Source organism: Phyllobacterium sp. RCAM01083, from assembly GCF_055685835.1.
This window is the reverse complement of the sequence record NZ_JBVFZN010000003.1, coordinates 239,196-256,461: the sequence shown is the minus strand read 5'-3', so window position 1 is coordinate 256,461 and position 17,266 is coordinate 239,196. Positions and strand designations below refer to the sequence as shown.

At 59.9% G+C, this 17,266-nt stretch carries 12 protein-coding genes; 8 read left to right on the top strand and 4 right to left on the bottom strand.

Features of this window, described 5'->3' with window-relative positions; genetic code table 11:
• Positions 1-31: 31 nt before the first annotated feature.
• Positions 32-4,015: a non-ribosomal peptide synthetase gene (locus ACZ25R_RS02760; RefSeq protein WP_472459964.1), complete on the bottom strand. Its 3,984-nt coding sequence runs from the start codon at positions 4,013-4,015 to the stop codon at positions 32-34.
• Positions 4,016-4,054: 39 nt separating this feature from the next.
• Positions 4,055-4,261, bottom strand: coding sequence for an MbtH family NRPS accessory protein (locus tag ACZ25R_RS02755; protein ID WP_223614812.1), 207 nt, complete (start codon positions 4,259-4,261; stop codon positions 4,055-4,057).
• A 260-nt stretch (positions 4,262-4,521) separates the two neighbouring features.
• On the opposite strand from ACZ25R_RS02755, the gene ACZ25R_RS02750 reads away from it, so the two are divergent.
• The 7 genes from ACZ25R_RS02750 (at position 4,522) to fhuB (ending at position 14,097) form a co-directional block, all read left to right on the top strand.
• Entirely contained in the window at positions 4,522-5,463 is a 942-nt protein-coding gene (locus tag ACZ25R_RS02750) for a GNAT family N-acetyltransferase (protein ID WP_472460139.1), read from the top strand.
• Entirely contained in the window at positions 5,460-6,887 is a 1,428-nt protein-coding gene (locus tag ACZ25R_RS02745) for an MATE family efflux transporter (protein ID WP_472459963.1), read from the top strand. The genes ACZ25R_RS02750 and ACZ25R_RS02745 overlap by 4 nt, the downstream gene beginning before the upstream one ends.
• The gene (locus tag ACZ25R_RS02740; protein ID WP_472459962.1) at positions 6,884-8,071 is read left to right on the top strand and encodes a PLP-dependent transferase; all 1,188 of its coding nucleotides are present in this window, start codon (positions 6,884-6,886) and stop codon (positions 8,069-8,071) included. Before ACZ25R_RS02745 ends, ACZ25R_RS02740 begins: the two co-directional genes overlap by 4 nt.
• Positions 8,072-8,256: 185 nt before the next feature.
• Positions 8,257-10,419: a TonB-dependent siderophore receptor gene (locus ACZ25R_RS02735; protein ID WP_464664507.1), complete on the top strand. Its 2,163-nt coding sequence runs from the start codon at positions 8,257-8,259 to the stop codon at positions 10,417-10,419.
• A gap of 13 nt (positions 10,420-10,432) precedes the next feature.
• Positions 10,433-11,212, top strand: coding sequence for an ATP-binding cassette domain-containing protein (locus tag ACZ25R_RS02730; RefSeq protein WP_472459961.1), 780 nt, complete (start codon positions 10,433-10,435; stop codon positions 11,210-11,212).
• Between the two features lie 17 nt (positions 11,213-11,229).
• Positions 11,230-12,099, top strand: a complete 870-nt coding sequence (locus ACZ25R_RS02725; protein WP_472459960.1) for an ABC transporter substrate-binding protein — start codon at positions 11,230-11,232, stop codon at positions 12,097-12,099.
• Complete coding sequence (gene fhuB / locus ACZ25R_RS02720) at positions 12,100-14,097, top strand: Fe(3+)-hydroxamate ABC transporter permease FhuB (RefSeq protein ID WP_472459959.1); 1,998 nt, start codon at positions 12,100-12,102, stop codon at positions 14,095-14,097.
• Here the strand turns inward: fhuB and ACZ25R_RS02715 are convergent.
• Positions 14,084-14,602, bottom strand: a complete 519-nt coding sequence (locus tag ACZ25R_RS02715; protein ID WP_472459958.1) for a sigma-70 family RNA polymerase sigma factor — start codon at positions 14,600-14,602, stop codon at positions 14,084-14,086. The two genes, fhuB and ACZ25R_RS02715, sit on opposite strands and share 14 nt — an antisense overlap.
• A 323-nt stretch (positions 14,603-14,925) precedes the next feature.
• Between ACZ25R_RS02715 and ACZ25R_RS02710 the strand changes: the two genes are divergently transcribed.
• Positions 14,926-15,405: a class I SAM-dependent methyltransferase gene (locus ACZ25R_RS02710; protein ID WP_472459957.1), complete on the top strand. Its 480-nt coding sequence runs from the start codon at positions 14,926-14,928 to the stop codon at positions 15,403-15,405.
• 30 nt (positions 15,406-15,435) lie between these two features.
• Here the strand turns inward: ACZ25R_RS02710 and ACZ25R_RS02705 are convergent, their stop codons facing one another.
• Entirely contained in the window at positions 15,436-17,169 is a 1,734-nt protein-coding gene (locus ACZ25R_RS02705) for an adenylate/guanylate cyclase domain-containing protein (RefSeq protein WP_472459956.1), read from the bottom strand.
• Positions 17,170-17,266: the final 97 nt, after the last annotated feature.

The window sequence follows — 17,266 nt, the reverse complement described above, 5'->3', positions numbered from 1 at the left end:
TTCCTTTCCGTGATCTTGATTCCAAAGGGCCCTACCGGGCCTCGTCCAGCCGGTGGGAGAGGCGGCTGTGGAATGCCTGTGATCCGATTACGTGCAGATGGTTGGTGCCAGAGATGATTTCCGCCGGATTGGCCCGGGGAGAGTAGCGCCGCCAGTCGATCAGGTTGAGACCCCGATTCAGGCTGTCGTCGGCCGCCCAGGAATGGATCGGCACGTCATACGGCTTCAGTTCGTGACGCCTGAAAATCAGGGCGTTATCGATGAGGATCCAGAACGTGTGTTCGCGGCTGCTGATGTCCGGACCATCCGTCGGCAACTCGTCTTTCTCATCGCCGACAAAGCGCAGGAACTGCTCATAGGTATCTTCGTCCATGACGTTGAGCAGGCGGTCCCATTCGGCGCGCATGGCGGTGCGCGACAACCACTCCTGCACGGTCGCGTGCAACTGGTCGCGTTCGCCCGGCTTGAAGCGCGGCTTGGCACCAATGGCGAACTCGGTGCCGAGATCACAGACGTCGACCATGGTGATCAGCCGCAGATCGATCTCGTCGCCGAGCTTGCGCGCGGTTTCATAGGCGAGCAGTCCGCCCCACGACCAGCCAAGGAAATAGCAGGGCTGGCCTTTGCTTTCGCGGCGGATGTAATCCACATAGCCCTGAATGATATCGTCGACGGATGAGCCGATTTCCTTCTGTTCGGAGAGTGAATAGCAGATGAAGCCGGTAGCGGGCTGATCGGCGCCGAGATAGTCGACCAGCTTGACATATTCGCGCGTGCTGACGAGAAGGCCGGGGAAGCAATAGAGCACGGGCTTGGTTCCCGATGCGCGCAGCACAATCACTTCGCTGCCCGCCTCGCTATTGCCGTTTTCGACGACCTGCGCGAATGCGCGGATCGTCGGATTGTTGAAGAGATCGGCAATGGTCGTGCGGTTCTGCGGTTTGCGCTGCCGCAGAGCCGTGAGGATGCGGATGGCGCCAAGGGAATTGCCGCCGATGGCGAAGAAGTTGTCCTCTACGCTGATCGGGCTGGTTTTCAGGATGTCCTGCCAGATATCGCGGATTTCTTCCTCGACGGCGTTTTCCGGTTCGACAATGTTGCGCTTCATCGGTGTTGGCGCGGGCAGGGCGAACCGGTCGAGCTTGCTGTTGGGATTGATCGGCATGGCTTTCAGCGGAACAATAGCCGAAGGCACCATATAAGCGGGCAGCATGCGTTCCAGCGCCGCGTGCATCTGCGCCACCTCAAGCTCAATGCCCTGTTTCGGCACGACATAGGCAACCAGCATCTTCTGCCTGGTGGCTTCATCATCCCGCAGGACCACGAGCGCTTCGCCGACACCCTCAAGCTGGAGCAGCGCCGCTTCGATCTCGCCGAGCTCAATGCGGTAGCCGCGCAGCTTGACCTGATGGTCAACGCGCCCGACGAATTCTACGGTGCCGTCTTCGCGCCAGCGGGTCAGGTCGCCGGAGCGATAGAGACGCCCGCCCTCTTTGGAGAACGGGTCGGGAATGAAACGGTCGGCTGTCGTATCGGCTTTGCCGATATAGCCGCGGGCCATGCCTTCACCGGCGATGTAAAGCTCGCCCGTCACGCCGATGGGGCAGGGGTTGAGGTCGGGATCGAGGACATAGACGCGGCGATTGCCGACAGCACGGCCGATCGGTGCATAGGTGCCTTCGAATTTCTGCCCGGCACGTACTTTCCAGACCATCGGTGTCATGATGGTCTCGGTGGGGCCGTACCCGTTGATCAGCCATTCCGACTTCAATGCCGTGGACAGGAGATCGAAGGTCTGCTGGGCAAGTCCTTCGCCACCAAAGGAATAGAGCCGCATCGGCGGCGCGCTGTCGGTGAGATCAGCCCATTCCGCCAGCTGCTGCAGATAGGTGGTGGGAATACTGGCATTGTTGGCGCCGTGCTTGCGCATGGCGGTCAATGTTTCCTCCGGGGTCCACAGGGGCTGGTCCGGCAGAATGATGCTGCCGCCTTCCATCAGCGGGTTCATCCAGCGTTCGTGTCCGCCATCGGAGCTGAAGGGCAGGAACGGCAGTTCGCGCGAGTCCGCGCTCATCCCGTAGACGCGCGAGGTGTTCTGCATGTGATGGGTCAAGGGGCCATGTTCGACGGCAACGCCTTTTGGCAGGCCGGTCGAACCGGATGTGTACATGATGTAGGCGAGCTGGCCCTTGTGGACTTTGACATCGGGGACGCTGTCCGGCTCCTCCGACAGGTCGAATTTGTCGAGTTCGAGGATGACCGCATCCAGGCCCTCCGGAATGCGGTCAAGCAGCCAGCTGTGGGTGAGGATGACCTTCACGCCGCCATCGCGCAGAATGTGGTGGTTGCGGCTGGTGGGATGATCCGGCTCAACGGGGATATAGGCGCCGCCCGCCTTGAGCGTGGCGAGAATGCCGACGATGGCTTCGGGAGAACGCTTGACGGCAATCGCCACACTGATGTCGGCACCGATACCGAGCTTGATCAGCCGGTGCGCCAGCCGGTTGGCGCTGCTGTCAAGCTTGGCGTGGCTCCAGACTTCGTCGGCAAAGATGATGGCGGTCTTGTCAGGCGTGCGCTGGGCATGGGCGGCGATGTGTTCATGCACCGCCCGGTCGTCGTTGATCGTGTCATCCTCATAGGGAGCCGAGAGAACATCGAGTTCATCCTCGGCGATGAGGTCGATATCCTTGATGCGGACCTGTTCCCCGGCAATGGCCTGGGAGAGAACGCGCTGGAAATGAATGGCGGCGCGCTCGATCAGCGCCGGCTCATAGATGTCTTCGGCATGGTCGAACAGGCCGGCGAGCGTGCCGTCCGCCTTCGGGGTCAGCACCAACGCCAGTTCCGCATCCGAGCGCGGCGCGACGGCTGGCACATGGTCTTGCGCCAATGTGGAATGCCGGGGCGGCTGACGGAACTCGAACAGGGATTTGACGATCGCGTCCTGTTCCCGTTCCTCATGCGTCTGGATTTCCTGCACGAGACGCTCGAACGGAACGAGATATTCCGTTCCTGTGGCAACCGCCGATGCAAGCGCTTTGCAAACATCCAGGAAGGCCGTGCGCGAGGTCAGTTCAAGCTTCAGCGGCAGGATTTGCTCGCTGCGCGCTATGGCCTCCTGGCTCGTGGATCCAAGCAAAGTTCCATACTGCAGCGAATAGGTGCCGCTGTAGCGGGCCAGCAGAACAGCAAAGGCGGCGGAAAGCAGATGCTCAGCGTTTAGTTTCTTGGAACGCGCATGGGTTTCGACTGTTGTCCAGAGATCAGCTGGTATCGTGAACGGGATACGTTTGCGTCTGGCACCGGCATATCCGGCAGCATTGAAGCGTGTGGGCAGCGTCGTCGCATTGTACTCCTCGCCGATCAGATTGCGCCAATGGGCAAGGGCCGCCGCAAATTGCGGCGTTTCCAGCGCTTCTTCTTCGCGCATGCCGCGCTGCAGGCTGTCGCCGGGAAGTGCTGGCAATTCCCTGCCCTCGGCGAGTGCGATGAGATCGCTGCGCAGAATGGCAAGCGCTGCCTCATCGCAGACGATGGGATGCAGCACGATTGTCGAGATCAGTTGGCCGTTATTGCCGGCAATCAATTGACAGCGGGCGGAAACACCGTTCAGGAGATCGAAGGGGCGGGCAATGAAGCCCGCCTTTTCCGTTTCGGCTTCTGTCGCGCTCAGAGGATTGCTGTCACTACCAACAATCTCATTGGAGGGAACGTCGCCCGGAACGGAAAACTGCTCGATACGACCGCCGGCAAAGCGGCGAAAGCGCGTGCGCAAGGCGCTGTGCCGCTGCGCCAGCCGGTCGAGGGCGCCCTGCACCTGATCAAGTGCAACGCCCTTCTCCCATTGCAGGGAAAGCACCTGGAAGGGAAAAACCGTTGCGTTGCCGATCTGCTCGAGCGACCAGATGCGTTTTTGCGCCAGCGTCAGCGGAAAGCTTTCGGCCGCACCGCTGGCGATGCCGTCCACGGCAACCGGTTCATTGGTTTCGGGTTGAGCGAAGAGTTTGTTCATGGTGTCACCGATCTGTTGTCTGAAAGGGATAGCCGGCAATCACGCCATGGCCTGCCGCAGGGCAAGCGGCCGCGGATCAACCCAGATTTTCTTGATTTCAACCAGGCATTCCTCGCGGGTGCCGCTGAAGCTTTCCTTGCTCCAGCCGACGGGCAGAGCCTTGTCATTGGACCAGACGGAATAGCGGTGTTCCTGATCGCGAACGATGCTCCAGGTCTCTGGCGACGTCTCGGCATTCGACATCATGCGGGCTCCTTGCAGAATAAAGACATGACCAAGAGACGGATGAACCCGCGCCCGATTTAAGCGGAACGGGAGAAAAATTTTTCAAAGTTTTGGCTAAATCGAGCGGTGTGCCGACCGTCTCTGTAGCAACCATCTTGTCAAAACTTGCCAGTGAGCAGGCTGCGGAGCGCACCATGACCCTTGTTTCCAATATCTCTCAAGAAGCCAATGTTTCGCCGCTTCCAGCTTCAGGTCTGTCGTGCTTCCTGAAATCCGCCGAAATGAAAACGCCGGGTCAGATGCTGATTTCGACCGTGGCCGGGCGCTATCTCGCGGATGTCGAGCCAAGGGCTGGAAGTGTCCGCGTTCGGTTGCCGGATTTGAATGCCGACGAAACCGTTTCGGTTCTGGCTTCGGCCATCGAATTTCTGTCGGCGCAGTCGCGCAATATCAGTCTGGTTGAAGTCGACAATGTGCAGCCATCGGATTTTCCGCTGGGGACGCACAGCGGCAATTCGTTGACCGTCGATGTCAGGGAATTCTGGCAATGGCCGATGCCATGGATTGCCAATCCCGCCTGGCCGCACCCGCAGGTGCACGTCATGACCAATGGCCAGTATCATCCCAAACGCCCGCGCAAGCCGGTCGGCGTCGTCTATGAACGTTACATTCCCTGGCTCGATCAGGTGCTTTCGTTCCGGGCTGCGGATCCGCAGACGGATATCGAGCATTTCCATCGCTGGATGAATGACGAGCAGGTCAATGTGATCTGGGAAGACGGCGGCGACAGGGAAAAACACGCGGCCATTCTCGAGGAGCGGCTGCATGATCCGCATGTCCTTGCACTGATCGGCTGTTTCAACGGCGTGCCGTTCGGCTATTTCGAGGTCTATTGGGCTAGGGAAAACCGGCTTGGACCCTATTACGACGCGCAGGATTACGACCGTGGCTGGCATGTGGCCATCGGCGAGCCGGCCTATCGCGGCAAGCAGTGGATCACGGCGTGGCTGCCGTCGCTGATGCATTTCATGTTTCTCGATGATCCGCGCACCCAGCGCATTGTCGGCGAGCCGCGCGCCAGTCATGAGCAGCAGATCCGCAATCTCGACCGCTCGGGCTTTTCCAAGGTGAAGCACTTCGATTTCCCGCATAAAAGGGCCATGCTGGTCATGCTGCTGCGCGAGCGCTTTTTCGATGACAGGCTTTGGGTGCCGGCACCATGAATCCCGAAGAAATCGGGCAGATGAAGCCAAGGCGCGCCTATTTTGCGCCCGACGATCTCAACGATCCGGCGCTGACGCGCCTCATCTTCCGGCTCGGCCTGCCGGCCGTGGCGGGCCTGTCGATCAATGCAGTGCATCATACGATCAACATGGTGTTTGTCGGCATGATCGGCGCCCATGAAATTGCCGCCATCACCGTTGTCCTGCCGATCCTGATGATGATCGGTGCCATCGGCGAGGGGCTTGGCGTCGGCGTGGCGACCGCCGTCGGGCGTGCCCTGGGCAGCGCCAACCCGCAGCGCGCCAATGTGACGGCATCGACACTCATGGTTCTGACCGTGCCGCTCGGTATCGTGCTCACCACAGGCATCCTTGTCTTCCGGCGTGAACTGCTCGGCCTGTTCGGTGCCAGCGAAGCGATCATGCCGCTTGCCGAACACTATCTGATCATCGTCGCCTTTTCGGTGACGTTGACGATGCTCCAGATAGTGTCGGATTTCATCGCCATCTCGGAAGGCAATACGCGTTTCAGCATGTGGACGCTGCTCGGGTGTTTTGCCCTGAATATCATTCTCGATCCGATCATGATCTTCGGGTTTGGCTTCGGGCTTGCAGGCGCGGCCATGGCAACAATCCTGTCCCAGATCGCGGCGATTGCGGCATACGCGCTGTATTTCCGCAAGCGCATGGGCACACTGCACCTGTCGGCGCGCTTTGCCGCGTTCCGGGCGGATATATTGAAACCGGTATTCTCCATCGGCCTGCAGACGACGCTGACCAGCATGCTGAGCAGCATCAGCTTCGCCGTGCTGTTTACCTATGCCGGGTTCTATCGCGGCGACAGCGGCATTGCCGGCGTCGGTATCGCGCTGCGGGTTCTCACTCTGGGCATGCTTCCCATCGTCGGTCTGTCGCTGGGCGGCCAGGCGGTCCTAAGCTTCGCCTGGGGTGCGGGGAAGACGCCGCGATTGCTGGCGGCATCGAACCTGCTCCTGATGCTGACCTCGGCTTTTTCCGTGGCCTACGGGCTTGGCGCCGTTCTCCTGCGCTATCCCATCGCAGCCATTTTCACCGATGATCCGGAGATCGCCCGGATCGCCGCGCTGACCATCATCGTCACCCATATTCCCTTCATCTTTTTCGGTATGCGGCAAATCCTTGTCGTACTCCTGCAGGCACAGGGCAGGGCGCGGCTCGCCGCCACGATCAGCATCGCGCAGAACGGCTATTTCCTCCTGCCACTGCTGTTTGTCCTGCCGCATTTCCTCGGCTTTGACGGCCTTCTTGCCAGCCTGTTCCTGGCTCCAACGCTGACCGCACTTCTGTCCGCCGTCATTCTTTTCACCACGCTGCGCCCGCTGCGCGCCGATACCGATCTTCCCGTCGCAACCTTCAACAACACCGTGTCTGAGAGGGCATCATGAACAAATCCATGCCACCCCATGAATTCGATCCAATGGAAATGCCGGACGACCTGTTTTCGCCGGTCGATGCGGCCGCCTTCAATGCGGTGTCGCCGCCGATTTTCCAGACGTCGCTCTTCACCTACGACACTTATGAAGCCATGGAAGATGTGTTTGCCGGGCGTGCGCGCAATTACATCTATTCGCGCGGCGACAACCCGACGGTGCGCGAATTCGAACTGCTGACCGCCCGCCTGGAAGGTGCGGAAGACGGACGCGGCTTCTCCAGCGGTACGGCCGCAATCACCGCGACCATTCTCAGCCTCGTCGAGTCCGGCGACCGCGTGGTTGCCGTCCAGCATCTCTACAATGACATCTACCGGCTGTTCGTGAAGCTGCTTGCCCGGTTTGGCGTCACCGTGGATTTCGTCGATCCATCCAACCACGACGAAGTGCGCGCGGCGTTGCCCGGCGCCAAGCTGCTCTATCTGGAAAACCCGACATCGATGGTTTTCGAACTGCAGGACATCGAAGCCCTGACGTCCATGGCCAAGGAATATGGCGTGACGACCGTCATCGACAATTCCTGGGCGACGCCGCTGTTCCAGAAACCCATCCAGCACGGCGTCGACATCGTCATCCACGCCGCTTCGAAATATCTCGGCGGCCACAGCGATACGGTGGCGGGCGTCGTTGTCGGGCCGCGTGATCTGATCGCCAAGATCAACAGCTCGACCTATCCCTATGTCGGCGCAAAACTCTCGCCGTTCGAAGCGTGGCTGCTGCTGCGCGGCATGCGTACGCTGAAAGTGCGGCTGAAAGAACACATGCACAATGGGCTCGTCCTCGCCAAGCACCTGCAGCAGCATGACGATATCGCGCTTGTCCGTCATCCCGCCTTTTGGGATCATCCGGGCAAGAAGACGCTGACGGGCTTTTCCGGCCTCTTTGCCTTCGATCTGAACCCGGACATCGATGTCGCGCGCTTTGTCAACGCCTTGCGCCATATCCGCCTTGGCGTCAGCTGGGGCGGACCGGAAACGCTGGTGGTTCCTGCCAAAGCCGCCTTGCAGATTCCTGACCGGATGACCTCCTTCGTACGCTTTGGCGTCAATCCGCAGACCATCCGTTTCGCTGTCGGTCTGGAGGAGCCCGAGGTCATCTGGAACGACATCCAGCAGGCCCTCCACGCCGCCAGGTTGTAGGCAGGACACAGGCAAAACAAAGTTGGTCAAGGCGGGTGAAAAAGACGGACATTTCGTCGAACGCGCCTTGACTTTGAGAACATGATAAATGTAGTCATGTTTTGAATATGAGAATAATACTCATATTAAATATCGAATAGTCTCAGGGTTTTAACGGGGGTTTGGTCATGCGGGGTTGCAGGACGATGATTTGGAACGGGGTCAATTCAGCCGGGCGCAAGCAGCGTTCGCACAAACGTCTGCTGATGACCACATCGCTGGCAACGCTCATGACTGCCAATCTCGCCTATGCACAGCAGGCGCCGACCATCGAGCTCAATCCGATTGTCATCAACAGCGGCGACGATGCCACCGGTCCCGGCAATGGTTATCTCGCCAACAGCACCTTGACTGGAACAAAGACGAGCACGCCGCTGCGCGAAGTTCCCCGTTCAGTTTCCATTATCACGCGCGAGCAGCTGGATGACCGTCCGTCGCAGCGAATCGAGGATGCGCTGGCCTATACGGCGGGGGTAACCAGTTCGCCCTGGGGTGTTGACGAACGCTATAATCAATTCATGATCCGTGGTTTCGACGTCGGCCCTTATGCGGTGTCTCGCGACGGGCTGCCACAGCGGACCATTGATTTCTCCGGCTTCAAGGCCGAGCCCTACGGACTTGAGCGTATTGAGATCATCAAAGGGGCGGCCTCGGTACTCTATGGTCAGAACGGTGCCGATGGTCTGGTGAACCTGACCACCAAGCGGCCAACCAAGGACCCGCTGTACAGTGCCTATGCCGGCTACGGCTCGCACAATACCTATGAAGTCGGTCTCGATGCCGGCGGTCCGCTGGACAAGGAAGGCGTGTGGACCTACCGCCTGACCGGTCTGTTCCGCGAGGGGCATGAGGCGATTGATTTTTCCAAGAACAACCGCGTGTTCATTGCACCGGCGATCACCTGGTCTCCCAGCGCCGACACCTCTCTGACGGTCTTCGCCAACTATCAGTGGGATAAGCTTCCGCCCAATACGTTCCTGCCTGTTGCGAGCCCGCTTCATCCCAACCTGCCGAAGTTCTCGCGCAGCTTCACAACATCGGATCCGGATTTTGACCGCTTCAACGCCAATCATGGCTCGATCGGCTATTCCTTCGAACATCGTTTCAACGATGCCTGGACGGTTCGCCAGAACCTTCGCTACACCTCGCAGGACACGGATTACCGTCACCTGTATTACACCCAGATGCTGGATGAGCAGACCCTGGGCAGAGCCGCCTTCACGGTTGATGAAACGGCGACCATCTTCAGCGTCGACAACAGTGCGCAGTACGACTACCAGTCCGATCATATCAAGAACACGCTGTTGATGGGCGTCGACTACAGCCGCTACACGGTTGACGGTCACAACGGATATGCACCCGGACCCGGTCTCAATTTCGAGAACCCGGTCTATGGCATCGATGTGCCGATGCCGGGAACGATTGTCGACCGGAAGACCACGACAGACCAAGTTGGCATCTATGCGCAGACACAGACCAAGATCAACGATCGCTGGCTGCTCAATCTCGGCGGGCGCCAGTCCTGGTTCGAGGAAAAGACGGATGACCGCCTGAGCAATACGAGAACGGATACATCGGACAATGCCTTCACCGGCAATGTCGGCCTCGGCTATCTCTTCGACAATGGCATCACACCCTATGCGAGCTACTCCACCTCGTTCGTGACCAATATCGGCCAGGATGCCCTGACCGGTTCCCCTTATGCGCCGTCAAAGGCGCGGCAATACGAGGTCGGCGTCAAGTATGATCCCGATTTCATGCCGGCGCATTTCACCGCTGCCTTGTTCGACATCACGAAAACCAATGTACTGGCCTTTGTCAGCGACGGTGCATATCGCCAGATCGAAGAAGTGCGCCATCGCGGCTTTGAGTTCGAATCCACCGTTGATCTTTTCCACAATGTCAGCCTGACAGGTAGCTACACCTATCTCGACGCTGAAATCACGGCCAGTTCTCTGCCCGAAGTCGGCAACCGCACGCCGATGGTGCCCAAGAACCAGGCCTCGCTCTGGGCCAAGTACACCTTTGACTCCGGCCTGCTTCAGGGGCTGAACATCGGCTCCGGAATACGCTATGTCGGCAGTTCCGTCGGCAGCGGTGCCAGTGGCAAGCAGGTGAACGTTCCTGACTATACGCTGGTCGATGCGGCCGTCAGCTATGAGAAGAATGGATGGAAGGGCGCGCTCAAGGTCAGCAATCTCTTTGACAAGGGTTACTATTCCACCTGCTCGACCGACTATGACAATGCACCGATGTGTATCTACGGCGAAGGCCGGACGATCAAGGGTACCTTGTCGGTCAAATTCTAAGGTCAAATATCAAATGAACGGAACGTCCTTTTCCCTCAGGGGTGTTGGTTTCGATATCGACGGAAGAACCCTGCTTCATCCACTGACACTGGACGTTCCGAAAGGGGAGGTGGTCGGCATTCTGGGCCATAACGGTTCCGGCAAGTCGACGCTGCTGAAAATCCTGGCCCGGTTCCAGGCGCCGACGCGGGGGCAGGCTGACTATCACGGTCAGCCGCTCGCCTCGTTCCGCCCAAAGGACTATGCCAGGAAGGTTGCCTATCTGCCGCAGCAGACGCCGGACACCGATGGCATGACGGTCAGGGAAGTGGTTTCGCTCGGGCGTTATCCCTGGCACGGGGCGCTTGGCCGCTTCTCGCTCACCGACCGCACCAAAGTGTCCGAAGCCCTGGAGTTGACGGGACTGACACCGTTTGCCGACCGTATCGTGGACACGCTGTCCGGCGGCGAACGGCAACGCGCCTTTCTCGCCATGCTCATTGCGCAGGATACGGAATGTCTTCTGCTGGATGAGCCGATCTCGGCGCTCGATATCAACCACCAGATCGAAGTGATGAGCCTCATCCGCATGCTGGCGCATGAGCATGATCGCTCGGTGCTGATCGTCCTGCACGATATCAACATGGCCGCGCGCTTCTGCGACAGGTTGATCGCCCTGTCGGGCGGCAGGCTTGTGGCCCATGACGAGACCGATGCGCTGATCACGGCCGACAAGCTCAACGCCATTTACGGGGTCCGCATGGGTATTTTCCGCCATCCGGAAACACAGTCGCCCATAAGCTACGTTCTCTAAGGATCGGGATTCTGATGATGGCCGCGCTGCGCCGCCGCGATTTTCTGTTCGGCTCAAGCCTTCTGCTCGCATCGCCGCTGCTCGCGCGTGCTGCCAGGGCTGCGACGCCGCGCATCATTTCGCTGGACTACGGTCTGGCGCAGACGCTGATCGAATTCGGCTCGCCGCCCGTTGGCCTGATCGACACACAGGGCTGGTATGACTGGGTCATGGAGCCGACCCTGCCGCCGGGCATTGCCAATGTCGGTTCGAACTATGAGATCAACATGGAAATGCTGCAGCTGCTGCAGCCCGATCTGATCATTTCGACACCCTATCTCGAATGGATCAGGCCACAGCTCGAGACAATCGCGCCGGTTAAATCCTTTCCCATCCATGCACTCGGATCCTCGCCATATCCGCACATCGTTGCTGCAACGCTGGAGCTTGGGCAGATTGTCGGGCAGCCGCAGGAAGCGCAGGCCCTGATTGACCGCACCGAGCGGGAGCTGCTGGCGGCAAAGGCGGCAACCCGGCGTCTCGCCGAGCAGAAACTGGCCATCATGACGTTTTTGGATGCCCGCAACATTCGGGTGTATGGCCCTGGCGGTATCTTTCAGGACGTTCTCGACCGGCTCGACCTGCACAATGCCTGGACGAGGCGAACCAATGAATGGGGTTTCAGCGATGCCGGGCTTGCCGATCTCATTGCCATTGGCGACAGCCGCATTTTCTACATGGATCCGGTTCCGCCGGATGTTCTGGCCGGCTTGGCGGGAAGTCCTCTATGGCAAGCCATGCCCTTTGTTCAAAGGGGCCATGCCGAGCGCATGGCCAGTGTGCTGATGTTCGGCGCCTTGCCGTCGGTCTCCCGCTTCGCCCGTCTTCTGGCGGAGGTAAAAGTCTAGATGTTACGTACTTCGTCATCCCAACGTCTGATCTGGACAGGTGCCCTGTGGCTGGTTGCGCTCGGCGTTGCTGCTTTCAATCTGTGGCCGATGATCGGCAAGCTCGGTCCTGATGCCGTTTTCCTGCCTCCGCCGGCAAGCGACGGTGAGGCGGTTCTCCTGCACTACAGCCTGCTGCCGCGTCTGGCCATGTCCGTCGTCTGCGGCTTTGCCCTCGGGCTGTCCGGCACGCTATTCCAGCATGTGCTGCGCAATCCGCTGGCATCGCCCTCGACGCTGGGTATCGAGGCCGGGGCGCAACTGGCGCTTGGCGTGGCGATCCTGTGGTTTCCGGCCTTGCTTGGCTGGAGCCGGGACCTCACCACGGCCATTGGCGGGTTCGCGGCCATGGCCATCGTCTTTGCTGTGGCGTGGCGTTTCCAGTTCCAGCCTGTCACCGTCATCCTGGCGGGTCTCGTCATGGGGCTTTACTGCACCGCAATCACGACCATTCTGGTGCTGATGAACAATCATTATCTCGCCGGCCTGTTCGTCTGGGGTGGCGGTTCGCTCAATCAGAACGACTGGCGCGATGTGAGCGCGCTCCTGCCAAAAATCGCTTGCTTCACGTTTCTGGCGTTTCTTCTCGCCCGACAACTGAATGTGCTGACCCTCGGCGACGCGGCGCAGGGGCTCGGCATGAAGCTTCAAACCACGCGTGCCTTGACCCTCGTGGTTGCCGTCGCATTGACGACATTCACCGTGAGCGTGGTCGGCATCATCGGCTTCCTCGGCCTTGCCTCGCCGGCCATTGCCCGGGCGATCGGCGCGCGGCGCATCAAGGACCGGCTGATCGTCGCGCCCCTTGTCGGTGCGGGGCTGCTTGTCCTGATCGACCAGCTGCTGCAGATGCAGGCGGCCGTGACCGGCATCCTGCTGCCGACCGGCGCCGTAACGGCACTGATCGGGGTGCCGGCATTGCTGATCGTCATGTTGCGCCGCAAGGCCGCGGGGCAGCCGACAGCCGCTGCATCGCCTGTGCGCAGGAGTCGGCATCCGGCGCTGATCCTGACCGCGCTTGCCGGTCTGCTGCTGCTTGCCTGTGTTACCGCCGTCTTTGTCGGCCGCGGCATCGATACGGCCTGGGCCATTCATACCGGCGCCATGCTGGACTCCCTGCTGCCGTGGCGGCTGCCCCGGCTGATTGCGGCGCTGTCTGCCGGAACCATGCTGGCGCTTGCCGGCAGCCTGCTGCAGCGGCTGACCGGCAATTCCATGGCCAGCCCCGAGGTGCTCGGCGTCAGCGCGGGTACGGCCTTTGGGCTGCTGTGCGTCCTGTTTGTCGTGGCGCAGCCCGATTATATCAGCAGGTTGCTGGGCGGTTTTCTCGGCGCATCCGCCGTGCTTGTGGCGCTGTTTGCCATGAGCTGGCGCAAAGCGCAGTCGGGCAACCAGTTCCTCATTATCGGCGTCTCGCTGAGTGCGTTCCTGACGGCGCTGATTTCAGTCATCCTGGCATCGGGCGATCCGCGCGCCATGTCGCTGATCAGCTGGATGACGGGATCGACCTACAGTGTCACCGGCACCGCGGCGGTCATCTCGCTGATCTGCGCTGTAGCGGCAATGGCGGTGGTGCCGGTCTTCCTGCGGCCCTTGCAGCATTTTGCGCTGGGCGAAATGTCCGCCCATTCCCATGGCGTCAATGTCAGGACATTCCGCATCCTTATCCTCGGTTTTGCCGCCCTGTTGACGGCCGTCGCGACGCTCGTCGTCGGGCCGTTGAGCTTTGTCGGTCTGATGGCGCCGCACCTTGCCCAGCGCATCGGACTGACTCGCGGATTTCCGCATCTTCTCGGTACGGCTCTGTTTGGCGCGTTGTTGATGGCGGTCGCGGATTTCATCGGCCGCACGGCGTATTTCCCGTGGCAATTGCCGACGGGATTGATCGCGACGCTTCTGGGCGGTTCGGTGTTTGCGCTGCTGCTCCTGCGCCCGCGCAAGACGGCTAGGCGACTTTAAGTGATTGCTCGCAGTAGCGGTGGGCATCCTTGATCATGAAGTTCACCAGGGTGCGCGAGACGCCCAGTTCTTCGGCAATGTCCTTCTGCGGCACACCTTCGATGCGGTGGCGGATGAACGCGTCGTGGGTGCGCTTGGGCAGGTCGTTCAATGAGGTCATGACCCGGTTGAGCGCTTCCGTCATCACGATACAATCAAGCGCGTTGACGCACGGCGCAGGCACGGAATCCACGCCGTCCATCGGCATGAGATTCTTCTTCTCGTATTGCCGCTTCCGCGCCTCATCGAGCGCAAGATTATAGACCATGCGGCAGGCATATCCGACCGGACAATGAATGCAATTTGTCTGCATGGTGCAAGCTTTGACGATGGCGTCATGAAATATATCTTCCGCCTGTGCATGGGAGTGCAATACACTTTCGGCAATAGCTATCAGTTTATTTTTGTATTTAACCAGTGCATCAATAAGAACATTTTCATCATGAAGACTCTTTTCTTTTGGCATGATCTTTATTCTTTTTTGCATATGATTGTATTGCCGCTCATGGCAACATGAGATACGGCCAGAAATATTTCAAATTTTGAAATATCCAGCTTTGCAACTATCGCGAGTGCAGCTATACAAGAACTTGAGAAAAAGAGTCAAGTTAAAGAAAATGCGATTTGAAGAGGCGCCTTCGAGGCGGCGGCAAGCGGGGGATTCGAGGGTGGTTCCGCCCGAAGCGATCAAAAAGAATCTACCGGATATGTCGCCTGGCGCGGTCGACCCGGCTGCGTCGGCCTGCTAAGCCAAGCCTGTAGTGAATTGACAGTGGATACCCGATCATCATGAGCCGTCTTGACAGCTTCATCCGCCGCGTGACGGCCCAGCGCGATGTTCTCAACCATATCAGCGACACGGTCAGGGAACTGCCGGGGCCGGTGCTGGAGCTGGGTCTCGGCAATGGCCGCACCTACGATCATTTGCGCGAGCGGTTTCCGGATCGGCGGATCATTGCGTTTGATCGGGCATCCCATGCCTACAAGGCTTCCACGCCCGATCCGGAAAACATGATTATCGGGGAAATCAGGGAAACTGCGCAAAGCTTTCTCGGCATCGACGCGGCCCTGGTGCATGCGGACATCGGCACGGGCTATCCGGACCAGGATGCCATTACCCAGACATGGCTGCCGCAGCTGGCCGCTGGGCTGCTGGCCCGTCACGGTATCGTCGCCAGTGGCCTGGCGCTGGATCATCCCGCGCTTGACCTGCTTCCCTTGCCCATCAGCGTCAAGCCGGGACGTTACTTCCTTTATCGCCGCCGCTGATCCCGCGCCAAAGGGCATGCGCCGCGCGCTTTACCCGAAACGAATGCTGCTTTCCTGCGGAACAATGTAGACCCGAAGCGGAAGCGCCCGCCCGCGAATGGCAACATCCCTGACCTCAAGCCCTGCGGTATCGGAAGCGGCGAGGGTGACGACCGGTTCTGAAACCACGAGGGTCACGTCGAATTCCTTCGCAACGGCTTCCAGCCGGCTGGCGACATTGACGGTGTCGCCAATCGCGGTCAGGCTCTTCACCGCCCCGTACCCCATCGCGCCGACAATGGCCGGACCGGTGTGAATGCCGATGGCAACGCGCAAGGGCATGCTCAACTCACCCGCCAGTTCATCGTTCAGCCGTTCGATTTCCTTGACGATGATGGCAGCCGCCTTCAACGCGTTCTTGCAACCGTCGGCGGCAGAACCCGTCAGGCCAAACAGCGCCATTGCCCCATCGCCGATGAATTTGTCGAGCCGTCCTCCCGAACGCTCGACGGCCTGGCCGACGATGGCGAAGTACCGGTTGAGCAGGAAAACGATATCGTAGGGCAGCCGGGCTTCCGTCAGCATGGTGAAGCTGCGGATATCGCAAAACAGGATGGCGATTTCGCGCTCCCGTCCGGGGCTCGCCTGCTGGCTGCCTGCCGGCACGATGCTTTCAAGACTGGGCACGAGAAGCGGTGCAACACTGATATTGGCGGTTGGATGCAACTGGCAGGCGAGACGCACGCCATAATCCGCCCCGATGCGGGTGAGGGTGGTCTGCTCGATCGGTTCGGGCGGTGGCAGCGTCTCGGCACCCTCCAGAACCTGGACGCGGCAGGTCGAACACCGGCCTTTGCCGCCGCAGACCGCGTAATGCGGTATGCCGCCGAGGCGGCTGGCTTCAAGGACGCTGAACCCGAGGGGAACGCGCACGCTTTCGCCATCGGCATAGCGGATTTCAATCTGGGTCGCGCGCTCGCGCCAGCGGCGGCGGATTCGCAAGGCGACAACCAGCGCCAGCCCGCCGCCAAAGGCGCCATACAATCCGGTCTTGATCAGAAACTCGTCTTGCTTGACCTCGGCGCGTTCGGCCGGGGAGGCGTAGCGCGTGGCATTGAAGTTCTTGTGACCCTGATAGCCCGATGAAGGGAACTCGCCGTAGCCCGAGGCGGGCGACATGTTGGCGATGGTCCGGCCGGTATTGGCAAAACCAAGCAGGGCGAGCACCGGCAACAGGATGGCGACGGTCAACAGCACCGGTGCAGCGCTTTGATACCATTGCCGGTAGCGCAGCCAGAAATAGATGCCGATGCAGCCGTGGCACCAGATGACGATCAGGGCGAGGGTCTGCTTGACGCCGTTGAAGGGCGAGGTGATCCAGAAACCGCGTATGATCGCTTCGTAGCTGTCGTAGTAGTTGGATAGCTCATGGCGGATGCGCGTGCCGACCACGTGGTCGATGATGAGCAGCGGGATCACCAGCCCCAGAATGATCTGCAGCGCTTCACCCACCGGCATGTAGAACGTCCGTCGCAGGTAGAGTGACCGCATCGCGAGCATGACATGCGTGACCGCAGCGCCGTAGAAAAGGGTGGTGCCGACGGGATTGCGCCAGATGGCGAGAAACCATCGGCGTCCTTCCTCGGCGGCGGCAAGCGAGATGAGGTTGAGCGCATGATTGGTCAGATGCAAGGTCAGGAATGTGAGCATGATCAAGCCCGATGCCAGCCGCGCCCTGCGCAGGGACCGCTCGGAAAGCATGGGTGCTATCGTTGTTATCGTCATGAATACCGCATCAATTCCCGCATCTTGTCAGCCATATGGTTTCCCCTGTCGTCCGTCGCCGTGCAAAGCTTATGCGAGCCCATCTGATTTGGCGAGC